General features: G+C 68.8%; 19 protein-coding genes. 12 read left to right on the top strand and 7 right to left on the bottom strand.

All coding sequences use genetic code 11. From position 1 onward, the window contains the following. Window positions 1–93: 93 nt before the first annotated feature. The 3 genes from ABD255_RS07780 to ABD255_RS07770 all read left to right on the top strand — a co-directional run bounded on the left by ABD255_RS07780 (window position 94) and on the right by ABD255_RS07770 (window position 3,147). A complete protein-coding gene (locus ABD255_RS07780) occupies window positions 94–888 on the top strand; it encodes a DUF8175 domain-containg protein (protein ID WP_344211346.1) in 795 nt (264 codons plus the stop codon). Continuing rightward, the gene (locus ABD255_RS07775; protein ID WP_344211344.1) at window positions 888–2,180 is read left to right on the top strand and encodes a TrbL/VirB6 family protein; all 1,293 of its coding nucleotides are present in this window, start codon (window positions 888–890) and stop codon (window positions 2,178–2,180) included. Before ABD255_RS07780 ends, ABD255_RS07775 begins: the two co-directional genes overlap by 1 nt. 181 nt (window positions 2,181–2,361) lie before the next feature. Further along, window positions 2,362–3,147, top strand: coding sequence for a metallophosphoesterase family protein (locus tag ABD255_RS07770; RefSeq protein WP_344211342.1), 786 nt, complete (start codon window positions 2,362–2,364; stop codon window positions 3,145–3,147). 25 nt (window positions 3,148–3,172) lie between these two features. Here ABD255_RS07770 and ABD255_RS07765 read toward each other — a convergent pair whose 3' ends face one another. Beyond that, window positions 3,173–3,817: a GNAT family N-acetyltransferase gene (locus ABD255_RS07765; RefSeq protein WP_344211340.1), complete on the bottom strand. Its 645-nt coding sequence runs from the start codon at window positions 3,815–3,817 to the stop codon at window positions 3,173–3,175. A gap of 140 nt (window positions 3,818–3,957) precedes the next feature. On the opposite strand from ABD255_RS07765, the gene ABD255_RS07760 reads away from it, so the two are divergent. Beyond that, on the top strand, window positions 3,958–4,884 hold the full coding sequence (locus ABD255_RS07760; protein WP_344211338.1) for a hydroxymethylglutaryl-CoA lyase: 927 nt from the start codon (window positions 3,958–3,960) through the stop codon (window positions 4,882–4,884). A gap of 3 nt (window positions 4,885–4,887) precedes the next feature. On the opposite strand, the gene ABD255_RS07755 is transcribed toward ABD255_RS07760, so the two are convergent. The 3 genes from ABD255_RS07755 to ABD255_RS07745 form a co-directional block, all read right to left on the bottom strand. Then, the gene (locus ABD255_RS07755) at window positions 4,888–5,262 is read right to left on the bottom strand and encodes a VOC family protein (RefSeq protein WP_344211336.1); all 375 of its coding nucleotides are present in this window, start codon (window positions 5,260–5,262) and stop codon (window positions 4,888–4,890) included. Continuing rightward, window positions 5,262–5,957: an EcsC family protein gene (locus tag ABD255_RS07750; protein ID WP_344211334.1), complete on the bottom strand. Its 696-nt coding sequence runs from the start codon at window positions 5,955–5,957 to the stop codon at window positions 5,262–5,264. Before ABD255_RS07750 ends, ABD255_RS07755 begins: the two co-directional genes overlap by 1 nt. 194 nt (window positions 5,958–6,151) lie before the next feature. After that, window positions 6,152–7,069: a class I SAM-dependent methyltransferase gene (locus ABD255_RS07745; RefSeq protein WP_344211332.1), complete on the bottom strand. Its 918-nt coding sequence runs from the start codon at window positions 7,067–7,069 to the stop codon at window positions 6,152–6,154. 95 nt (window positions 7,070–7,164) lie between these two features. On the opposite strand from ABD255_RS07745, the gene aat reads away from it, so the two are divergent. Continuing rightward, window positions 7,165–7,830: a leucyl/phenylalanyl-tRNA--protein transferase gene (gene aat, locus ABD255_RS07740; RefSeq protein WP_344211330.1), complete on the top strand. Its 666-nt coding sequence runs from the start codon at window positions 7,165–7,167 to the stop codon at window positions 7,828–7,830. Window positions 7,831–7,947: 117 nt separating this feature from the next. Then, complete coding sequence (locus tag ABD255_RS07735) at window positions 7,948–8,409, top strand: nitroreductase family deazaflavin-dependent oxidoreductase (RefSeq protein ID WP_344211328.1); 462 nt, start codon at window positions 7,948–7,950, stop codon at window positions 8,407–8,409. Between the two features lies 1 nt (window position 8,410). Here ABD255_RS07735 and ABD255_RS07730 read toward each other — a convergent pair whose 3' ends face one another. Continuing rightward, window positions 8,411–9,307 carry a DMT family transporter gene (locus ABD255_RS07730; RefSeq protein WP_344211326.1) on the bottom strand — a complete coding sequence of 299 codons (897 nt, stop codon included), beginning with the start codon at window positions 9,305–9,307 and terminating at the stop codon, window positions 8,411–8,413. Between ABD255_RS07730 and ABD255_RS07725 the strand changes: the two genes are divergently transcribed. The 6 genes from ABD255_RS07725 (at window position 9,306) to ABD255_RS07700 (ending at window position 15,101) form a co-directional block, all read left to right on the top strand. Further along, on the top strand, window positions 9,306–10,748 hold the full coding sequence (locus ABD255_RS07725) for an aminotransferase-like domain-containing protein (RefSeq protein WP_344211324.1): 1,443 nt from the start codon (window positions 9,306–9,308) through the stop codon (window positions 10,746–10,748). The genes ABD255_RS07730 and ABD255_RS07725 overlap by 2 nt on opposite strands. Before the next feature lie 30 nt (window positions 10,749–10,778). Further along, window positions 10,779–11,855 (top strand): adenosine deaminase, encoded by a 1,077-nt coding sequence (locus ABD255_RS07720; protein WP_344211322.1) that lies wholly within the window; start codon window positions 10,779–10,781, stop codon window positions 11,853–11,855. A gap of 40 nt (window positions 11,856–11,895) precedes the next feature. Beyond that, window positions 11,896–12,402 carry a GNAT family N-acetyltransferase gene (locus ABD255_RS07715; RefSeq protein WP_344211320.1) on the top strand — a complete coding sequence of 169 codons (507 nt, stop codon included), beginning with the start codon at window positions 11,896–11,898 and terminating at the stop codon, window positions 12,400–12,402. 67 nt (window positions 12,403–12,469) lie between these two features. Beyond that, complete coding sequence (locus tag ABD255_RS07710; protein ID WP_344211318.1) at window positions 12,470–13,165, top strand: PadR family transcriptional regulator; 696 nt, start codon at window positions 12,470–12,472, stop codon at window positions 13,163–13,165. A 152-nt stretch (window positions 13,166–13,317) separates the two neighbouring features. Beyond that, window positions 13,318–14,304: an ATP-binding cassette domain-containing protein gene (locus ABD255_RS07705; RefSeq protein WP_344211316.1), complete on the top strand. Its 987-nt coding sequence runs from the start codon at window positions 13,318–13,320 to the stop codon at window positions 14,302–14,304. Continuing rightward, complete coding sequence (locus ABD255_RS07700) at window positions 14,304–15,101, top strand: ABC transporter permease (RefSeq protein ID WP_344211314.1); 798 nt, start codon at window positions 14,304–14,306, stop codon at window positions 15,099–15,101. Before ABD255_RS07705 ends, ABD255_RS07700 begins: the two co-directional genes overlap by 1 nt. Here the strand turns inward: ABD255_RS07700 and ABD255_RS07695 are convergent. Both ABD255_RS07695 and ABD255_RS07690 read right to left on the bottom strand, forming a co-directional pair. Beyond that, window positions 15,086–15,514, bottom strand: a complete 429-nt coding sequence (locus ABD255_RS07695) for a GNAT family N-acetyltransferase (protein WP_344211312.1) — start codon at window positions 15,512–15,514, stop codon at window positions 15,086–15,088. The genes ABD255_RS07700 and ABD255_RS07695 overlap by 16 nt on opposite strands. After that, window positions 15,514–16,467, bottom strand: coding sequence for a helix-turn-helix domain-containing protein (locus ABD255_RS07690; protein ID WP_344211310.1), 954 nt, complete (start codon window positions 16,465–16,467; stop codon window positions 15,514–15,516). Before ABD255_RS07690 ends, ABD255_RS07695 begins: the two co-directional genes overlap by 1 nt. Window positions 16,468–16,471 lie beyond the last annotated feature (4 nt).

Here is a 16,471-nt window from a genome sequence, read left to right as displayed (position 1 = left end):
ACGTCGGGCCGCCTGTGGATAACTTCCGCGGCGCCCGGCCGATCTTTGCCAGGCTTTCCCCGTCAGCGAAAACACCGGGAAAGCGGGCCTCCGATGGACGAGAACGAAGACCAGTCACCCTTCGGCCGGGGCTTCGTAGCCGCCTGCGTAGTCCTCACCGCCATCCTCGCCTGCGGCGCCGTCCTGATAGTCACCGGCTCATCCTCCGACCCAGCCAACGCCTCCTCCACCAACCCCAACGTCCTCGGCCCACCCACCTCCGGCCCGGCGACGCCCGGGCAGTCCGCGGGGACCGGCGCGACGTCGGGTTCGGGCTCGGTCAGTACTTCGACCGCCTCCGCCGGAGGCCAGGCCGGCTGCAAGCTACCTGACGGCGAGCAGTCGGTCCCAGCCGTGCCGCCCGCCGTGGACGCCTGGGAGGTGAACCGTCGGGTGGTCGTCCCGCGCTCGGCCGCCTTTGGGCCCGGCAGCGTCGACTCCGACGGATTCCGCCGGTGTTTCGCGCACTCGCCGACCGGCGCGGTCTACGCGGCGTACAACGCGATCGCCGCACTCGCCGACCAGCGCAAGGCCGTCGCGACCGTCGCCAAACTGATGGTGCCGGGCCGCCACACCGACGCGCTCCTCAAGCAACTGAAAGCGGACCGCCCCGACGACCGCTCCGCGCCCACCCAACTCGCGGGCTACCGACTCCTCGACACAAGCCCCGACCGCGCGACCGTGATGCTCGCCTTCCCGGTGCAAACGGCGTACATGAGCGCCACCCTCACCCTGACCTGGCAAGCCGGCGACTGGCGAGTGGTCCCACCACCGCCCGGCCAGCCCGTGGGCGCGCCGTACTCACAACACCGTGACCTCGACGAATTCGTAGCTTGGAGTGGTGTCTGATGTGCGGTCCCGTCGACGTCGGCTGCCAGATCACCGAAGGCTTCCAGGCGGTCATCAGCAACGGCTTCGACGAGTTGAGCCGCCAGTTGGCCAACGGCGCGCTCGACAGCCTGCACTCGCTGTCCACCTTCTGGATCGACCTCAAGGCGCCCACGCTCGCCACCGGCAGCGGTGAGGACTGGGCAAACAGCGGCACCGTCGGCTTCCTCCAGGACAACATCCTGCAGGTGTCCGCCGCCATCTTCACCGTCGCGGTGCTGATCGCCGGCATCCGGATCGCCTGGGAGCAGCGCGCCGAACCGCTCCAACAGTTGCTCAAGGCAACCATGCTGTTCATTGTGGTCTCCGCGGCCGGTACTGCGACGCTCCAGCTGCTGGTCGGCTGGTCCGACGAATTCGCCCTCCACATCGTCCAGCAGGCGGTCCCCAGCGGCCAGACCTTCGACTCCGCCATGAGCGACCTGGCGATGGGCGGCGACGCCGAGAACGCCGCGGCCCGGGCGCTGCCGATCCTGCTCGCGATGTTCTCCTCCGTCCTGGTGTTCGTCGCGGCGGCGATCCAGGTGGTGCTGCTGCTGATCCGCTCGGCGATGCTGGTCCTGCTGGCCGGCACGTTCCCGCTCGCCGCGGCTGCCACGAACACGGAGGTCGGCAAGGTCTGGTTCAAGAAGTACTGCGGCTGGGCGTTGGCGTTCATCGCCTACAAGCCCGCCGCCGCGCTGATCTACGCCGCCGCCTTCCGGATGAACGCTGAAGGAGTCAACGGCCAATCCGGCAACACCTTGGTCCAGGTCCTCACCGGCCTGATGATGCTCGCCCTGGCCATCCTCGCCCTGCCGGCCCTCCTGCGCTTCGCAGTACCAATCACCGCGGCCGTAGCCGGCGGCAGTTCGGCTATGGGCAGCGCGGTAGCCGACCCCGGCGGTATAGCCTCCGGCGCCATCAACGTCGCCCGATCCCGTACTGGCGGCGGCTCAAGTGGCTCGGGCGGCGGTTCGGGAGGCTCGGGCGGCGGCTCAGCAGGCGGAGGCGGAGGGGGCAGCAGCGCCTCGGGTGCAATCGGAGCAGCCGCCGGCGCAGGCCTAGCCGCAGCAGGCGCAGGCGTAACCGCCGCCAAAAAGGCCTCCAACGCCCTAGCCGGCGCCGCCACCCACTCGGCCGGCGAGGGAGGCGGCGGCACCCCCACCTCGTCTTCATCCTCCCGAGGCCCCATGTCCCGCCCCTCCTCCCGCTCCACCCCCGCCCCCTCGAAACCCACCCCCCAACCAGTAGGCCCCAGTGGCAGCAACTAACCCCGACCACCAACTGCAGTCCTCCACGGCCCCGTCCACCGCATCTCCATCCCACGAAGCTCACCCCACCGCTTCCCGCTCCTCGGCCCAAGCAGCCGGCACCTCCTCAGCGACGGCGAGGGCGGGCCGCAGTACGGACCCTCCGAGAAGGCCGGACCCGGGAGCGGCGGAGGATGGGGGTATGGGTTTGGAGCGGATCGCACTTATCTCTGATGTTCACGGGAACCTGACGGCGCTGGAGGCGGTGCTCGGGGATATCGAGCAGCGGGGGATCGAGCGGATCTTCAATCTCGGGGACTACGTCGGGAAGGGGCCGCGAGGGAGTGCGGTGGTCGACAGGTGCCGTGAGGTCTGCGAGGTGAACATCCTCGGGAACTGGGACGACTTCCTGCCGGATCCGGAGCGCGAGATCGACAGCGAAGGTATGCGCTGGTGGAAGAAGGAGCTCCGCGAGGACCAGGGGAACTGGCTGCGGGCGCTGCCGTTCTGCCATGACTTTCTGCTCAGCGGCCGGCAGATCCGGCTGTTCCACGCGTCGGCGACGAGTGTGCACACGCGGGTGCGGTTCGACCATGACGAGCAGGAGTTTCTCGGCATGTTCGAGAACACCGAGGCGACCGGCGACGGCCCGATCCCGACCGTGGTGGGGTACGCCGACACCCACGATCCCTTCTACGAGGTCGATCTCGCCGGCACTCTGTTCAACATCGGCAGCGTCGGCAACAGCATGGGCGACCCGACGCCGGTCTACGTCATCCTCGAAGGCGTCCCCGACAGCGAACAGGCCGCGCCGTTCTCGGTCCAGTTCGTCCGCGTCCCGTACGACGCTGCCGCCGAACTACAGGTCGCCACGGACCTCGGCATGCCAGAACTCAACGGCTACGAAGCTGAGATCATCCACGGCGTCTACCGAGGCAACATCTACGCCAACAGGACCCCCACCTACCACCGCCGTCCCCGCACCTGACCAGCAAAGCCGCCCCTGACGGAGGTCAGCGGACCAGGAGAGCCTCGGAGCCCACGGGGAGGTAGCCGGCGGCCAGGAAAGTGCGGAAGGACGCGGCGTTGCCGGGGGTGACCTGAGCCCAGAGGTGGGAGTCCGGGGGAATGAGGGCGCGGGCGGCCAGGGCCAGGCGGCGGCCGTGGCCCTTGCCGCGGACGTTGTCGGGGATCTCCAGCGCGACTTCGTGACGACCAGCCAGGCCGACACCCGTGAGCACCAGCCCGCCGAGCGGATCGACGTACGCGCGAACCTCGTCGCGGTACCGCCAGGCTCGCTCGACGCGGGGGTGGTCGCGGGCGGTCAGCTCAGTCAGGCCCTCGACCGCAGCGGCGCGCTTCGCGTCATCCGTGAGGGCAGGCGCGAGCAACATGGCGTCGATCGCGTTCACCCGGCGCCCGGTCTGCTGCTCGAGCGCGTGAAGGAAGGGCGGGTTGAGCGGCGCGGAGAGATCGCCCGCCGGAATCCGCTCGGCGACCCAGGCGGGATCGACGTCCGCGGCGATCACGATGTGTGCGGTCAGCGCGACCACGCAGGTGTAGCGCTCGGACGGCGCCGGCACCACGGTGACGCTCAGGTCCGGGGCGGGGAAGACGCCGGCTTCGATGCCGCGCAGAATGTCAGCCAGAGTTGTCATCACGAGCCATTGTGGAGGAGAACCCTTCCAGGGCTCACCCCGGCCGACCCGCCCGTACGGCGGTCGCGGCCGGCCCGGATCCACACCCCTGGACCCGGCAGACGATGATCCGCGGACCGCGGGTCGAAAGGGAGGTCGTGGTGCGGAAGCCGGAGCGGGTCGGGGCCGAGGGACTGCCGAACCGGGTCACGATCTACGAGGTCGGACCGCGAGACGGGCTGCAGAACGAGGACGCGATCGTCGATGTCGCGATCAAGGCGGAGTTCATCCAGCGGCTCGCCGACGCCGGCCTGACCACGATCGAGACCACCAGCTTCGTGCACCCGAAGTGGGTGCCCCAGCTCGCGGACGCCGCCGAACTCCTGAGCCGCCTCAACCTTCCGGAAGGCCTCCGTACGCCGGTCCTGGTACCGAACGAGCGCGGTCTCGACCGGGCCCTCGAGGCCGGCGTGAGTGAGATCGCGATCTTCGCCAGCGCCACCGAGACCTTCGCCGCGAAGAACCTGAACTCCACCGTGGACGACCAGTTCGCCATGTTCGCCCCGACGGTCCGGCGCGCGCTCGACGAGGGCTTGACCGTCCGCGGCTACGTCTCGATGTGTTACGGCGACCCGTGGGAAGGCGACGTACCGATCGACCAGGTGGTCAAGGTCGGTGCGCGCCTCGTCGAGCTCGGCTGCCACGAGCTCTCCCTCGGCGACACGATCGGCGTAGCCACTCCAGGTCAGGTCACCGCGCTGATCAAGGCGTTCGAGGCCGCGGGGGTCGGCGTCGACAGGCTGGCCGTGCACTTCCACGACACCTACGGCCAGGCGCTCGCCAACACCCTCACCGCCCTCCGCGAAGGCGTCACCACCGTCGACAGCTCAGCGGGCGGCCTCGGCGGTTGCCCGTACGCCGAAAGCGCGACCGGCAACCTCGCCACCGAAGACCTCGTCTGGCAACTCGACGGCCTCGGCATCGAGACCGGCGTCGACCTGGAGAAGCTCGTCACCACCAGCGTCTGGATGGCCGGCCAACTCGGCAAGCCCTCCGCCAGCCGGGTGGTACAGGCCCTCGCGGGCTAGCTTTCACGGGGAGTCCGGCGCACTCCAGGTCGACAGGCAGAACGGGTGACCGGCTGGATCCAGGAACACCCGGAACGACGAAGGAGCCGGCTGTACTGCGGTCTTGGTGGCGCCGGCCGCGATGACGAGGGCTTCTTCGGCGTCGAGGTCGGTGGTCTTGAAGTCCAGGTGGCACTGCTGCGGTACGCGCGGATCGGGCCAGGTCGGCGCGCGGTAGTTCAGGTCCCGCTGGAAGCCCAGGCTGTACCCGTCGAAGCGCAACTCCGCGAAGGTGTCGGTCGCGACCACCAACGACCCACCGCTCACCCGCTGGTAGAACTCGGCGAGCGCGCGCGGATCCGGGCAGTCCAGCATCGCCCCCCAGAACGGCGCGACCACTACGGCTCGATCGGGCGCCGGATCCGCCGGACCAGGCTCTTGTCGGCGTACTGCCCGATCCGGTACGTCGACCAACCGTCGACGCCGGCGCCCACCGCACCGCCCAGCAGCGGTACTCGCCGGGTCACCATCAGGCCGACCCGCTTGCCGCTGATCCGGGCGATCAGTTCGCCCACCACCTCGGCGGCCACCAGCCGGTCCAGCTCCGGGTCGAACACCGGCGCGGTCGCGATCGCCAGCGGTGAGGTCGGCAGGCTCGACTTCTTCAGCCGGTCGGTGACGCCCTCCTCGCCGAGCAGGCAGGTGATCACCGCGGTCCGGACCCGCGGGTCGTCCAGGTCATAGCCGCGTAGGTGTGCGATCGCGGCGACCATCCGGGCCTGCACGACCGCGAGCCCGGTCAGGTTGGCCGGCAGCGCGACCGGAAGGGTGACGAGCCCGCCGACACTGGTGGCGAATCCCTGCACGCCGGCCAGCCGGATGTGCTGGTCGACCACCGCGTCGATCGCCAGTTGCGTGTCGTTCGGGGTCTTCTCCAGGTGTCGCTCGGCCACCTTCTCGGCGCCGGGGAACCGCTGGTAGCCGTCGATCGCGATCTCGAGGACCTGACGGAGTACTCCGGCCGCGGCCTGCGGGGCGAACCGCTGGGCGGCAGGCGCGAGACTGCTGGCGACGAACCTGGCTACTCCGGCCACAGCACTCCTTCGAAAACCTCGGACACCCTCCCCCGGAGTCCGGCGGGCGGGCGCAGCACTGTCAACTCTACGTGGCACTCCAGCGCGCGCCACTCGGGACAAACCCCGGCCGGTCCCTCAAAGCCGGCGGATCATGTGCAGCTTGGCTACCGGCTGTCCATCGACCATCACCGCGGCAGATTCCTGCATCGTGATCATCGCGCCAACTGCGCGCGCGTGCAGCGGGTGAGGTACGGCATCGTGAGCTTCTTGCGCCCGCGGAGGTCCAGATGCGTGTCGAGCAGTTCCGAGACCTGGTTCATCAGCTCGGCCCGGTCGTCCTTGGGCATGGTGATCACGTAGCTGCGGGACGCGACCAAGTCGAGCAGTTCCGCACGCGTGAGCACGTGCTCCCAGCGCACCTCCAGCCGCTCGACCGGCCCGAACGACCCACCGATCTCGGGCCGGGTCTCGATCTCCTGCCGGGTGTGCCGATGCAGCACCCGATCGAGCTCGGTCACCCACGGCTCACTGTGGTCACGGACGTTCCAGACCAGCCCCAATGTGCCGCCGGGAACCAGTACTCGCGCGATCTCCGGCACCGCCAGCGCCGGCTCGAACCAGTGCCAAGCCTGCGCGACCACGACGGCATCGACGCTCGCATCCCCGAGTGGAATCAGCTCGGCCGACCCATCCAGTACTGCGACGCCCGGCACCGCTGCGACCAATCGCTCGCGCATCTCCGCCAGCGGCTCCACAGCCGTCACCTCGAGCCCACGCCCGACCAGCAGCTGCGTCAGCTTCCCAGTCCCAGCTCCCAGATCCAGGACCCGCCGAGCCTCATCAGGGACGAGCCAATCGACCGCCGAAGCGGGGTACGAGGGCCGTCCGCTCTGGTACGCCGCGGCCGCGTCCCCGAACGAGGTCGCCTGCGCCTGCTTCGACCACCGTCGGCTGGCCCCCTGCCGCGTCATCCCGCAGGCCTGCCCGATCTCCTCCCAGCTGGCGAGCCGCTGCGACCTCAACTGCTCGATCAGCTCCGTACGCCGGGTCTCCAGCTCCGCGATCACCTCGGTCATCCGCGCCAGGCCCCCGAGCCCACCTGTTCCCACGATCTCGTCGACGATCTTCACGGCGGCAGCATATGTTGCTCCCGCCCGATCCTGTCAACAATCGTTGCGTGGTAGCCGCGCGTTTCCCGCGTCGGGCGGTAGGTCAGGATGGTGGCGTGCCAGTTGAACCACCTGCCTCCGTGTGGGACTTCCCGCCGGTCGCGGTCGCCGGAGCCGGCGATGTCGTCGCGGCCGGGGCAGATCTCGAGCCAGGCACCGTGCTCGCGGCGTACCGGCGGGGGCTGTTCCCGATGCCGGACAGCCACGGCCCGCTGTTGTGGTGGTCGCCGGTCGAGCGCGGCGTGATCGAGGTCGACGGGTTCGCGCCGTCGCGGTCGTTGCGGCGAGCGCGGCAGCGGTTCGAGATCCGGGTCAACACCGCGTTCGACCAGGTGATCCGGGCCTGCGCCGATCCGAGCCGGCCCGGCGCGTGGATCGACGCGGACATCATGGCGGCGTACACCCGGCTGCACGAACTCGGCTGGGTCCACTCGGTCGAGGCCTGGGACGGCGACGAACTGGCCGGCGGCCTGTACGGCGTCGCGATCGGCGGACTGTTCGCCGGTGAGTCGATGTTCCACCACAAGACCGACGGCTCGAAGGCGGCCGTGGCCGGCCTGGTCGAACTCCTCAGCGACAAGTACGCCGCCGACCGCGTCCTCGACATCCAGTGGGTCACCAGTCACCTGGCCACCCTGGGGGCCGTCGCGATCCCGCGCGACGACTACCTCCGCCGCGTCGACCGCGCCCTCGCCCTCCCGCTGCCCGACGCCTTCAGCTGACCTCTTCCTGGAAGCACTGCTCTACACCGAGAGCAGTGCTCTTGACTCATGCCCACCTTCGATGGTTGACTGGTGTCAACAGAGAGCACTGCTCTCACAAACCGGGAGGCGATTCCGATGCAGAACTACGACGACAAGCGACTGGTCACCGTCGGCGGCCGCAGCGGCGCGCTGCTGAACAAGACCGTCGGTCGGTTGGCGAAGCTCGGCATCAGCCTGATGGGCAGCCGTCTCCTCTCGGTCCGCGGCCGCAAGTCCGGCGAGTGGCGCAGTACGCCGGTGAACCTGCTCACCATCGACGGCCAGCGCTACCTGCTCGCGCCGCGCGGCCACACCCAGTGGGTCCGCAACATCCGCGTCACCCCCGAAGCCCAACTCCGCGTCGGGCGCCGAATCGAGACCTTCCGCGCCGAGGAGATCGCCGACGCCGACAAGCCGGAGGTCATCCGTGCCTACCTGAAGAAGTGGGCCTGGGAAGTAGGCGCCTTCTTCGGCGACGACGTCAAAGCCGACTCCTCCACCGAAACCCTCCTCCGGGTGGCCCCCGGCTTCCCCGTCTTCAAGGTCCACGCGGTCTGAACTAGCTCCGCAGTCGTTGGGTGACCGCGACGCAGCCCAGGACGATCAAGGCGGCGATCGGCGTCAACGGCGAGAGGTGCTCTCCCATCAGGAGCACCGACCAGACGAGTGTGATGAGCGGTTGCGCGAGTTGGATCTGGCTCGCCTTGGGTACGCCGATGGCGGCCATGCCCCGGTACCAGAGGACGAAGCCGCCGAACTGGGACACCACCGCGAGGTACGCCATTCCGGCGAGTGATTGCGCGGTCGGGTGAACCGGTTCCTGGGGCAGAGCAAGGGCGGTCACGAGAGTGGAGATCGGGAGCGCGGCGACGACGCCCCACGCGATGACCTGCCAGCCCGGCATCGAGGACGCGAGTCGGCCGCCCTGGGCGTAGCCGGTGGCGCACAGCAACAGGGCGCCGAAGAGATAGGCATCGCCGAGCGTCGGCAATCCGTGGCTTTGCTGCAGAGTGAAGACGACGACCGTCAGGGCGCCGACCACAGCAGCGGCCCAGAAGGCGCGAGAAGGCCGATGGCCGGTCAGTGCCGCGGACATACCCGCGGTAGCCAGCGGCAGTAGCCCGATCACCACCGCTGAATGAGCGGTGGTCGACGTCTGCAGCGCGAACGTGGTGAGCAGTGGGAAGCCGACAACGCAGCCGCCGGCGACGACGAGCAGCGCGGGCCAGTGCCGACGCTCGGGCCAGGGCACGCGGGCCACGAAGAGACAGGTTGCTGTCAGCACTCCCGCCAAGAGTCCCCGCAAGCCGGTTGCCGTCCATGGACCGAAACCGCCGAGAGCCCAGACAGTGGCCGGGAAACTAAAGGAGAAGGACGCCACCGCGAGCGCGGCCAAGAGCGTGCCACTGCTCACTGCTTTCGCGCGAGTTTGGGTAGCGCTATCTTGTGCTGTCATGCGAGAGCGTAGCAGTGTGGGTGACCTCGTGGCTTCGCTGAAGCTCGACGTGATGCGCTACCACGAAGGCGAGAGACTCCCGTCCAGCCGGGAGTTGGTGCAGAGGCATCAGGTCAGCCCCGGGACGATGTCGCGTGCCATCGCGGTCCTGGTCGCGGAAGGGCTCGTCGTCTCCCGGCCTGGATCCGGCGTCTTCCGGGCCGTCGGCCGCGGCAAGGTGGAGATCCGTGGTGATGTCTCCTGGCAGGACGTCGCGCTGAACGCAGACCCGGCTTCGACCGTCGACGCGGCGGCGCGGAGCGCGGGTGCGGCCGCAGTACTGGCTACTCTCACCACGCCGCCGGCTGAGGTGATCGACCTCAACAGCGGCTATCTCCACACGTCGCTGCAACCGGAGCGTGCACTGGCGACGGCGATGGCTCGTGCTGGCCGCAGACCTGGCGCATGGTCGCGTCCCCCGGTGGAAGGACTTCCTGAGCTCAGGGACTGGTTCGCCCGTGACATCGGCGGGCCGAACAGCCCACTGAGCGCCTCGGACGTACTGATCACCGCCGGCGGTCAAAGTGCGCTGACCACCGCCTTGCGCGCCTTGGCCGCGCCAGGCGCTCCGGCTCTGGTCGAATCCCCCACCTACTCTGGCATCCTTGCGGTCGTACGAGCCGCCGGCCTGCGCCCGTTCCCGGTCCCGGTTGACGTCGACGGAGTACGTACGGATCTGCTGGCGGAGGCGTTCGAGGCGACGCGGGCCAGGGTGTTCGTCTGCCAGCCGCTCTTCCAGAATCCCACCGGTGCCACGATGTCCGCGCAGCGACGGCAGGACGTACTGCGGGTCGCCCGCGCCGCGGGTGCCTTCGTCATCGAGGACGACTTCGCCCGCCGGCTGGCGCATACCGACAGCGCGCCGCTCCCGCCACCGCTGGCGGCCGACGACCCAGACGGTGTGGTCGTCCACGTTCGCTCATTGACCAAGCCGGCCTCACCGAGTCTGCGGATCGGCGCTCTCACGGCCCGCGGCCCGGTTTTCGAACGGCTCCGGACGATTCAGGCCGTGGACAGCTTCTTCGTCCCGCGCCCGTTGCAGGAGACCGCACTCGATCTGCTCGGAACCTCGGCGTGGGCCAGCCATCTGCGCGCTCTCGGGCTCGCCCTTCGCGACCGGCGCACCACGACGCACGATGCGCTGCGCCAAGCGCTCCCCGACCTCCTCGCGAGCAACCCTCCGCAGGGCGGCTACCACCTGTGGCTGCGACTCCCCGACGGCACTGACGAGAACGCCGTCGTCGCCGCGGCGTTCCGGTCCGGTGTAGCGGTGACCGCCGGCAGCCCTTACTTCGCCGCCGAAGCCTCCGCCGCCCATATCCGGCTGAGCTACGCGAGCGCCGCTAGTACGGGACAGCTCGAAGAAGGCGTTCGCAGACTTCAGCAAGCCTTGCCGGCCTGACGAACAGCGCCGGCCTGGCAAGATGGCTGGATGATCACGCAGGAGCAGTTGAGGGACGCGCCGAAGGTGTTGTTGCACGATCACCTCGACGGTGGACTGCGGCCGGAGACTGTGCTGGAACTGGCCGCGGAGATCGGGCACGACCTGCCGCGGACCGACGCCGCCGAGCTCGGGCAGTGGTTCGTGGAGTCGGCGGACTCCGGGTCGCTGGAGCGATACCTGGAGACGTTCGACCACACGGTCGCGGTGATGCAGAACGCCGAGGCGATCAAACGGGTCGCGAGTGAGTGTGTGCAGGACCTGGCCGCGGACGGAGTCGTGTACGCCGAGATCAGGTACGCGCCCGAGCAGCACCTGACCGCGGGGTTGAGTCTCGAGCAGGTGGTGGACGCGGTCCACGAGGGCTTCGAGCACGGGATGGCGACCGCTGAGCGGCCGATCGTGGCCCGCCAACTGCTGACGGCGATGCGGCACAAGGCGCGCTCGATGGAGATCGCCGAACTGGCCGTCACCTACCGCGACGCGGGCGTGGTCGGCTTCGACATCGCGGGCGCCGAGGCCGGCTACCCGCCCACCCGGCACCTCGACGCCTTCGAGTACCTGCAGCGTGAGAACGCGCACTTCACCATCCACGCCGGTGAGGCGTTCGGCCTGCCGTCGATCTGGCAGGCGATCCAGTGGTGTGGCGCGGACCGGCTCGGGCACGGCGTACGGATCATCGACGACATCACGTACGACGAAGCCGGGCTGGACGGGAAGGTCGAGCTCGGCCGGCTGGCGGCGTACGTGCGGGACCGGCGGATCCCGCTGGAGATGTGCCCGAGTTCCAACCTGCAGACCGGCGCGGCGGACTCGATCGCGGAGCACCCGATCGGGCTGCTCGCGAAGCTGAAGTTCCGCGTCACCGTCAACACCGACAACCGGCTGATGAGCGGTACGTCGATGAGCCGCGAGTTGGCGTTGCTCGCCGAGGCGTTCGACTACGGCCTGCTCGACTTCCGCTGGTTCGCGATCAACGCGATGAAGTCCGCGTTCGTCCCCTTCGACGAGCGGCTCGCGATCATCGACACCGTGATCAAGCCCTGGTACGCCGAGGCGCTGCGCTAATCCAGTGGACGCGCCAGGGCGCGGGCAGGAGCATCGGACGGTGAAGCAGATCAAGTTGGTGGAAGTGTCCGGTACGACGATGGCCGCGTTGCTCGCGGACGACCTGGAACAGGCGAGCCGGGAATCCGGGGTCCGGCTGACCGAGTTGTTCCTCGACGAACACTCGAAGTGGCTCTGGAACTACCGCCTCAAGCAACTGGAAGACGAGCCTGAGGCGGCCGGGTGGCTCGTGCACGCGGCAGTCTCTGAGCCCGAGGGTGTCGTGATCGGCCACGGCGGCTACCACGGACCACCCGACGCCAACGGCATGGTGGAAGTCGGCTACACCGTCGACCTGCAGTACAGGCGGCAGGGCTACGCCAAAGCAATCCTCGCCGCCCTCATCGACCGCGCCGCCACCGAACCCGGAGTACGGGTTGTCCGTGCCTCCATCAGCCCTACCAACGCCGCTTCCTTGGCCACCATCGCCAACTTCGGCTTCCTCGAAGCCGGCGAACAGTGGGACGAGGAAGACGGCCTGGAACTCCTCTTCGAGCGGTCCGTCTGATTACTTGACATCGGATACGCGGCAACGAATACTCGATTTCGAGTAGTTGAGATCGAGGAGGCCGGGCATGGTCAAGCGCAAGGTGGCCAATCCGCTGGCGTTTGCCGTGCTCGGCAGTCTCAGCGAGCGGGCCATGCATCCGTACGAGATCTCCACGATGCTCAAGGCGCGCGGCAAGGACATGAGCATCAAGCTCAACTACGGGTCGCTCTACTCGGTTGTGGCGGCGCTGGAGAAGCACGGGTTCATCGAGGCGGTTGAGACTCTGCGCGACGGCAATCGCCCGGAGCGGACCGTCTACGCGATCACCGAGGCCGGCGGGGCGGAGTTCCAGGACTGGCTTGCCGAGCTGCTCGGCAAGCCCGAGAAGGAGTTCAGCCAACTGGAGGCCGGGCTCGCCTACCTGCCGGCCTTCCCGCCGGATCGTGTGGTCGAGCTGCTCGAGCAGCGCGCGGACGTGCTGGACGCCGAGATCGAGCAAGTCGAAGGCACCCACGCGTCCATGGCCGCGAAGGGCCTCCCGCGGATCTTCTACGTCGAGTCCGAGCTCCAGCTCGCGCTGCTGAAGACCCAGGTGGAGTTCGTCCGGGAGCTCGCCCGGCAGATCGCCGCCGACGAACTGGAAGGCAGTGCCTTCTGGCGCAAGGGATTCGAGCTGGTCGAGAAGCTCGGGACCACCCCGGCCGACATGCTCAAGGATCCGGTCAAGTACTTCGGGGAGGAGTTCGCCTGGCTGCAGGAACTCCCACCGGAAGCAAAGTAGGACGGCCCCCGGCTCGAGTGCGGCAACACCCGGGCCAAGGGCCGCAGTTCCTCGAGTCGGTCCCCGAAGAGACCTGGCACCCAAGGCGCAACCATCAGGATAGCCAGCTCACCCGGACCGACTCCTCACCCATCAAGAGGAGTCACGTCACCATGCCATCAACCAGTCATGCCCTAGTGGCCTCAGACCTGGTCAAGACCTACCCCGCGGGGCGGAAGAAGCCACCCCTGCGAGCGCTCGACGGCCTCACGTTCGCCGTCCCGGAGGGCGTAGTACTGGGGTTGCTCGGGCCGAACGGCGCCGGCAAGTCCACCACCGTCAAGATCCTCACCACCTTGTCCCGAGCCGACTCCGGTACTGCGCGGGTGGCCGGCCACGACGTCGTCAACGAGCAGGACGCCGTACGGCGCGCGATCGGCTACGTGCCGCAGAAATCCAGCTCGGATCCGATGGCGACGGGCGTCGAGAACCTCGTCCTGAGCGGCCGGATCTACGGCCTGACCAGGCAAGAGTCCGTACGCCGGGCCGCCGAGCTCCTCGACCGGTTCGACCTCGAGGAGGCGGGTGGTCGCCAGGTCCGGACCTACTCGGGCGGCATGCAGCGCAAGCTCGACGTGGCTCTCGGCCTGGTTCATCGGCCGCGGGTGCTCTTCCTCGACGAGCCGACCACCGGCCTCGACCCAGAGGCTCGGGCGGAGCTGTGGAAGGAGGTCGAGCGGCTCTCCGGCACCGAAGGCCTGACGGTGCTGCTGACCACCCACTACCTGGAGGAGGCGGACCGCCTCGCTGACCTGCTGGCGATCGTGGATCACGGCAAGATCGTTGCCGAAGGCACGCCCGAGGCACTGAAAGCCGAACTGCGCGGTGATTCCGTGCAGGTCGAGCTGGTCGAACCCGATGTCGAGGGCAAGGTTCGCCGACTGCTTGCCGAGCTCCCCGGAATCGGCGAGATCGTTGTCGATGGCAACACGCTACGGGCGCGAGTGGATCGGGGTGCGACGGCGGTGCCCGCAGTACTGGGAGCGCTTGAGGAGAAGGCGATTCCGGTCACCGCGGTGACGGTGTCGCGGCCGTCGCTGGACGATGTTTACCTGAGCTACACGGGTCGTTCCTTCGAGACGGCTGAGAGGGCCGCCTGATGAGCACGGCGACGATGCAGCGGGGTGGATTCCTCCCGCACACGAACGTCATCTTCGGCCGGTGGCTGCGAGCGCAGTACCGGTCGCCTGCGCTGATCGCGTTCACCCTGATCCAGCCCGCGATCTGGCTGCTGTTGTTCGGTCAACTGTTCCAGGGAATCGTGGCGCTGCCCGGGTTCGGCGATACGTCGTACATCGCGTTCCTGACGCCCGGCATCGTGATGATGACCGCGCTGATGACGAGCGGCTGGAACGGCACCACCTTCATCGCCGACATGGAACGCGGCGTGATGGACCGGATGCTGACCTCGCCGGTCCGCCGCGGCGCGCTGATGGCGGGCCAGTTGCTCAGCAACGCGACCACGACGGTGATCCAGACGATCCTCGTGTTCGCGATCGGGATCGCAGCCGGCGCCCGGTACGACGGGGGCGCGGTCGGCTATCTCGTCACGATCGCGGCGTCCGTGCTCGTCGGCACCGCGTTCGGCTCGCTCTCGAACGCCGTGGCGCTGCTGACCCGTCAGCAGGAGGCGCTGATCGGCATCTTCCAGTTCGTCTCGCTCCCGCTGACGTTCCTGTCCTCGATCATGCTCGACCCGAAACTGGCCCCGCACTGGGTCGAGGTCGCCGCCCGCTACAACCCCGTCGACTGGGCCGCCATCACCGCCCGCCAGGCCCTCTCCGCCAACCCCGACTGGGACTCAGCCACCCGCCACGGCCTCTACTTACTCACCTTCACCGTGGTAGTCGGCTACCTCTCCACCCGAGCCTTCCGCACCTATCAACGCTCGGTCTGAAGAGGTTTCACCCAGCGGGACCAGTTGGGTTGGCGGGTGTAGCCGGCGGTGGTCCAGGTGGGGTGGGCTTCGGTGTTGGTGTCGAGGACCATGGCGTCGGCGCGGGTGCTGCCGTAGGTGGTGAAGCGGGACTCGGCGAGGGTGATGAGGGTGCGGGCGATGCCGCGGCGGCGGTGGGTGGGGGCGACGGCGAGGCGGTAGAGGTGGCAGCGCCAGCCGTCCCAGCCGACGATGATCGAGCCGACGATCGTTTCGTTGTCGAAGGCAAGGATCAGGGCTTCGGGGTCGCGCTCGATCAGGCGCAGGACGGCTTCCGGGGAGTCCGGTGGACGATCGGAGTCCTCGGCGGCCGCCGCCCAGAAGGCAAGCACGGCTTTGGCTTCCGCCGCTACGGCGGACCGGTAGGCGAGCATCAGCTGGCGGTTTGGAAAGTGCGGCGGTAATCCTGCGGGGGCACGCCCACCACTCTACGGAAATGGTGGCGCAGCAAGGCGGCGGTGCCGAAGCCGGATTCGGTGGCGATCTGTTCGATGCCTAGTTTGGTCTGCTCCAGCAGGGTTCTGGCGTGCAGGACGCGCTGGGTGGTGACCCACTTCAGCGGCGTCGTCCCGGTCTCGGCGACGAAGCGGCGGGCGAAGGTGCGGTCCGACATCCGCGCGCGACGGGCGAGCTCCGGCACCGTGTGCTCGATGGTGAGGTTGCCGACCATCCAGTCGAGCACCGGCTGCAGGCTCTCGCTGGACGATTCGGGCACCGGAACCTCGACGTACTGGCGTTGGCCGCCGTCGCGCTGGGGCGGGACGACCATCCGGCGGGCGATCCGGGTCGCGACCGCGCTGCCCAACTCGCGGCGGACGAGGTGCAGGCACGCGTCGATCCCGGCGGCCGTGCCGGCGCTGGTGATGATGTCGCCGTCGTCCACGAACAGCACGTCCGCGTCCAGCTTCGCGGAGGGGAACTGCCGGCGGAACTTGTCGGCATAGCGCCAGTGGGTCGCGCAGCAGCGGCCGTCGAGCAGGCCGGCCGCACCGAGGACGAAGGCGCCGGAGCAGACCGTCAGCAGGATCGCGCCGCGCTCGTGCGCCTTGCGGAGCGCGCTGAGGATGCGTTCGTCGTACTCGCCGCGCCAGGTGGTGGCCGGGAGCGCGACCAGGTCGGCGTCCTCCAGTTCCTCCAGCCCGTACGGCGCGATCACCGCGGAGTGGCTGCTGGTTCGCAGCGGCTCACCCGGGCGGGTCGAACACACCTTGAAGTCGAACGGGGGCACGCCGTCGTCGGTCCGGTCGATCCCGAACACCTCCGACAGCACGCCGAACTCGAACAGGGCCACGTCCTCCATCAGGACGACGGCGATCTTCCGCAGCATGCGG

It is taken from the genome of Kribbella sancticallisti, assembly GCF_039530625.1.
GTDB classification, from domain to species: Bacteria; Actinomycetota; Actinomycetes; order Propionibacteriales; family Kribbellaceae; genus Kribbella; species Kribbella sancticallisti.
The sequence above is the reverse complement of the archived record's forward strand: the minus strand, read 5'-3'. Positions and strand labels throughout refer to the sequence as shown.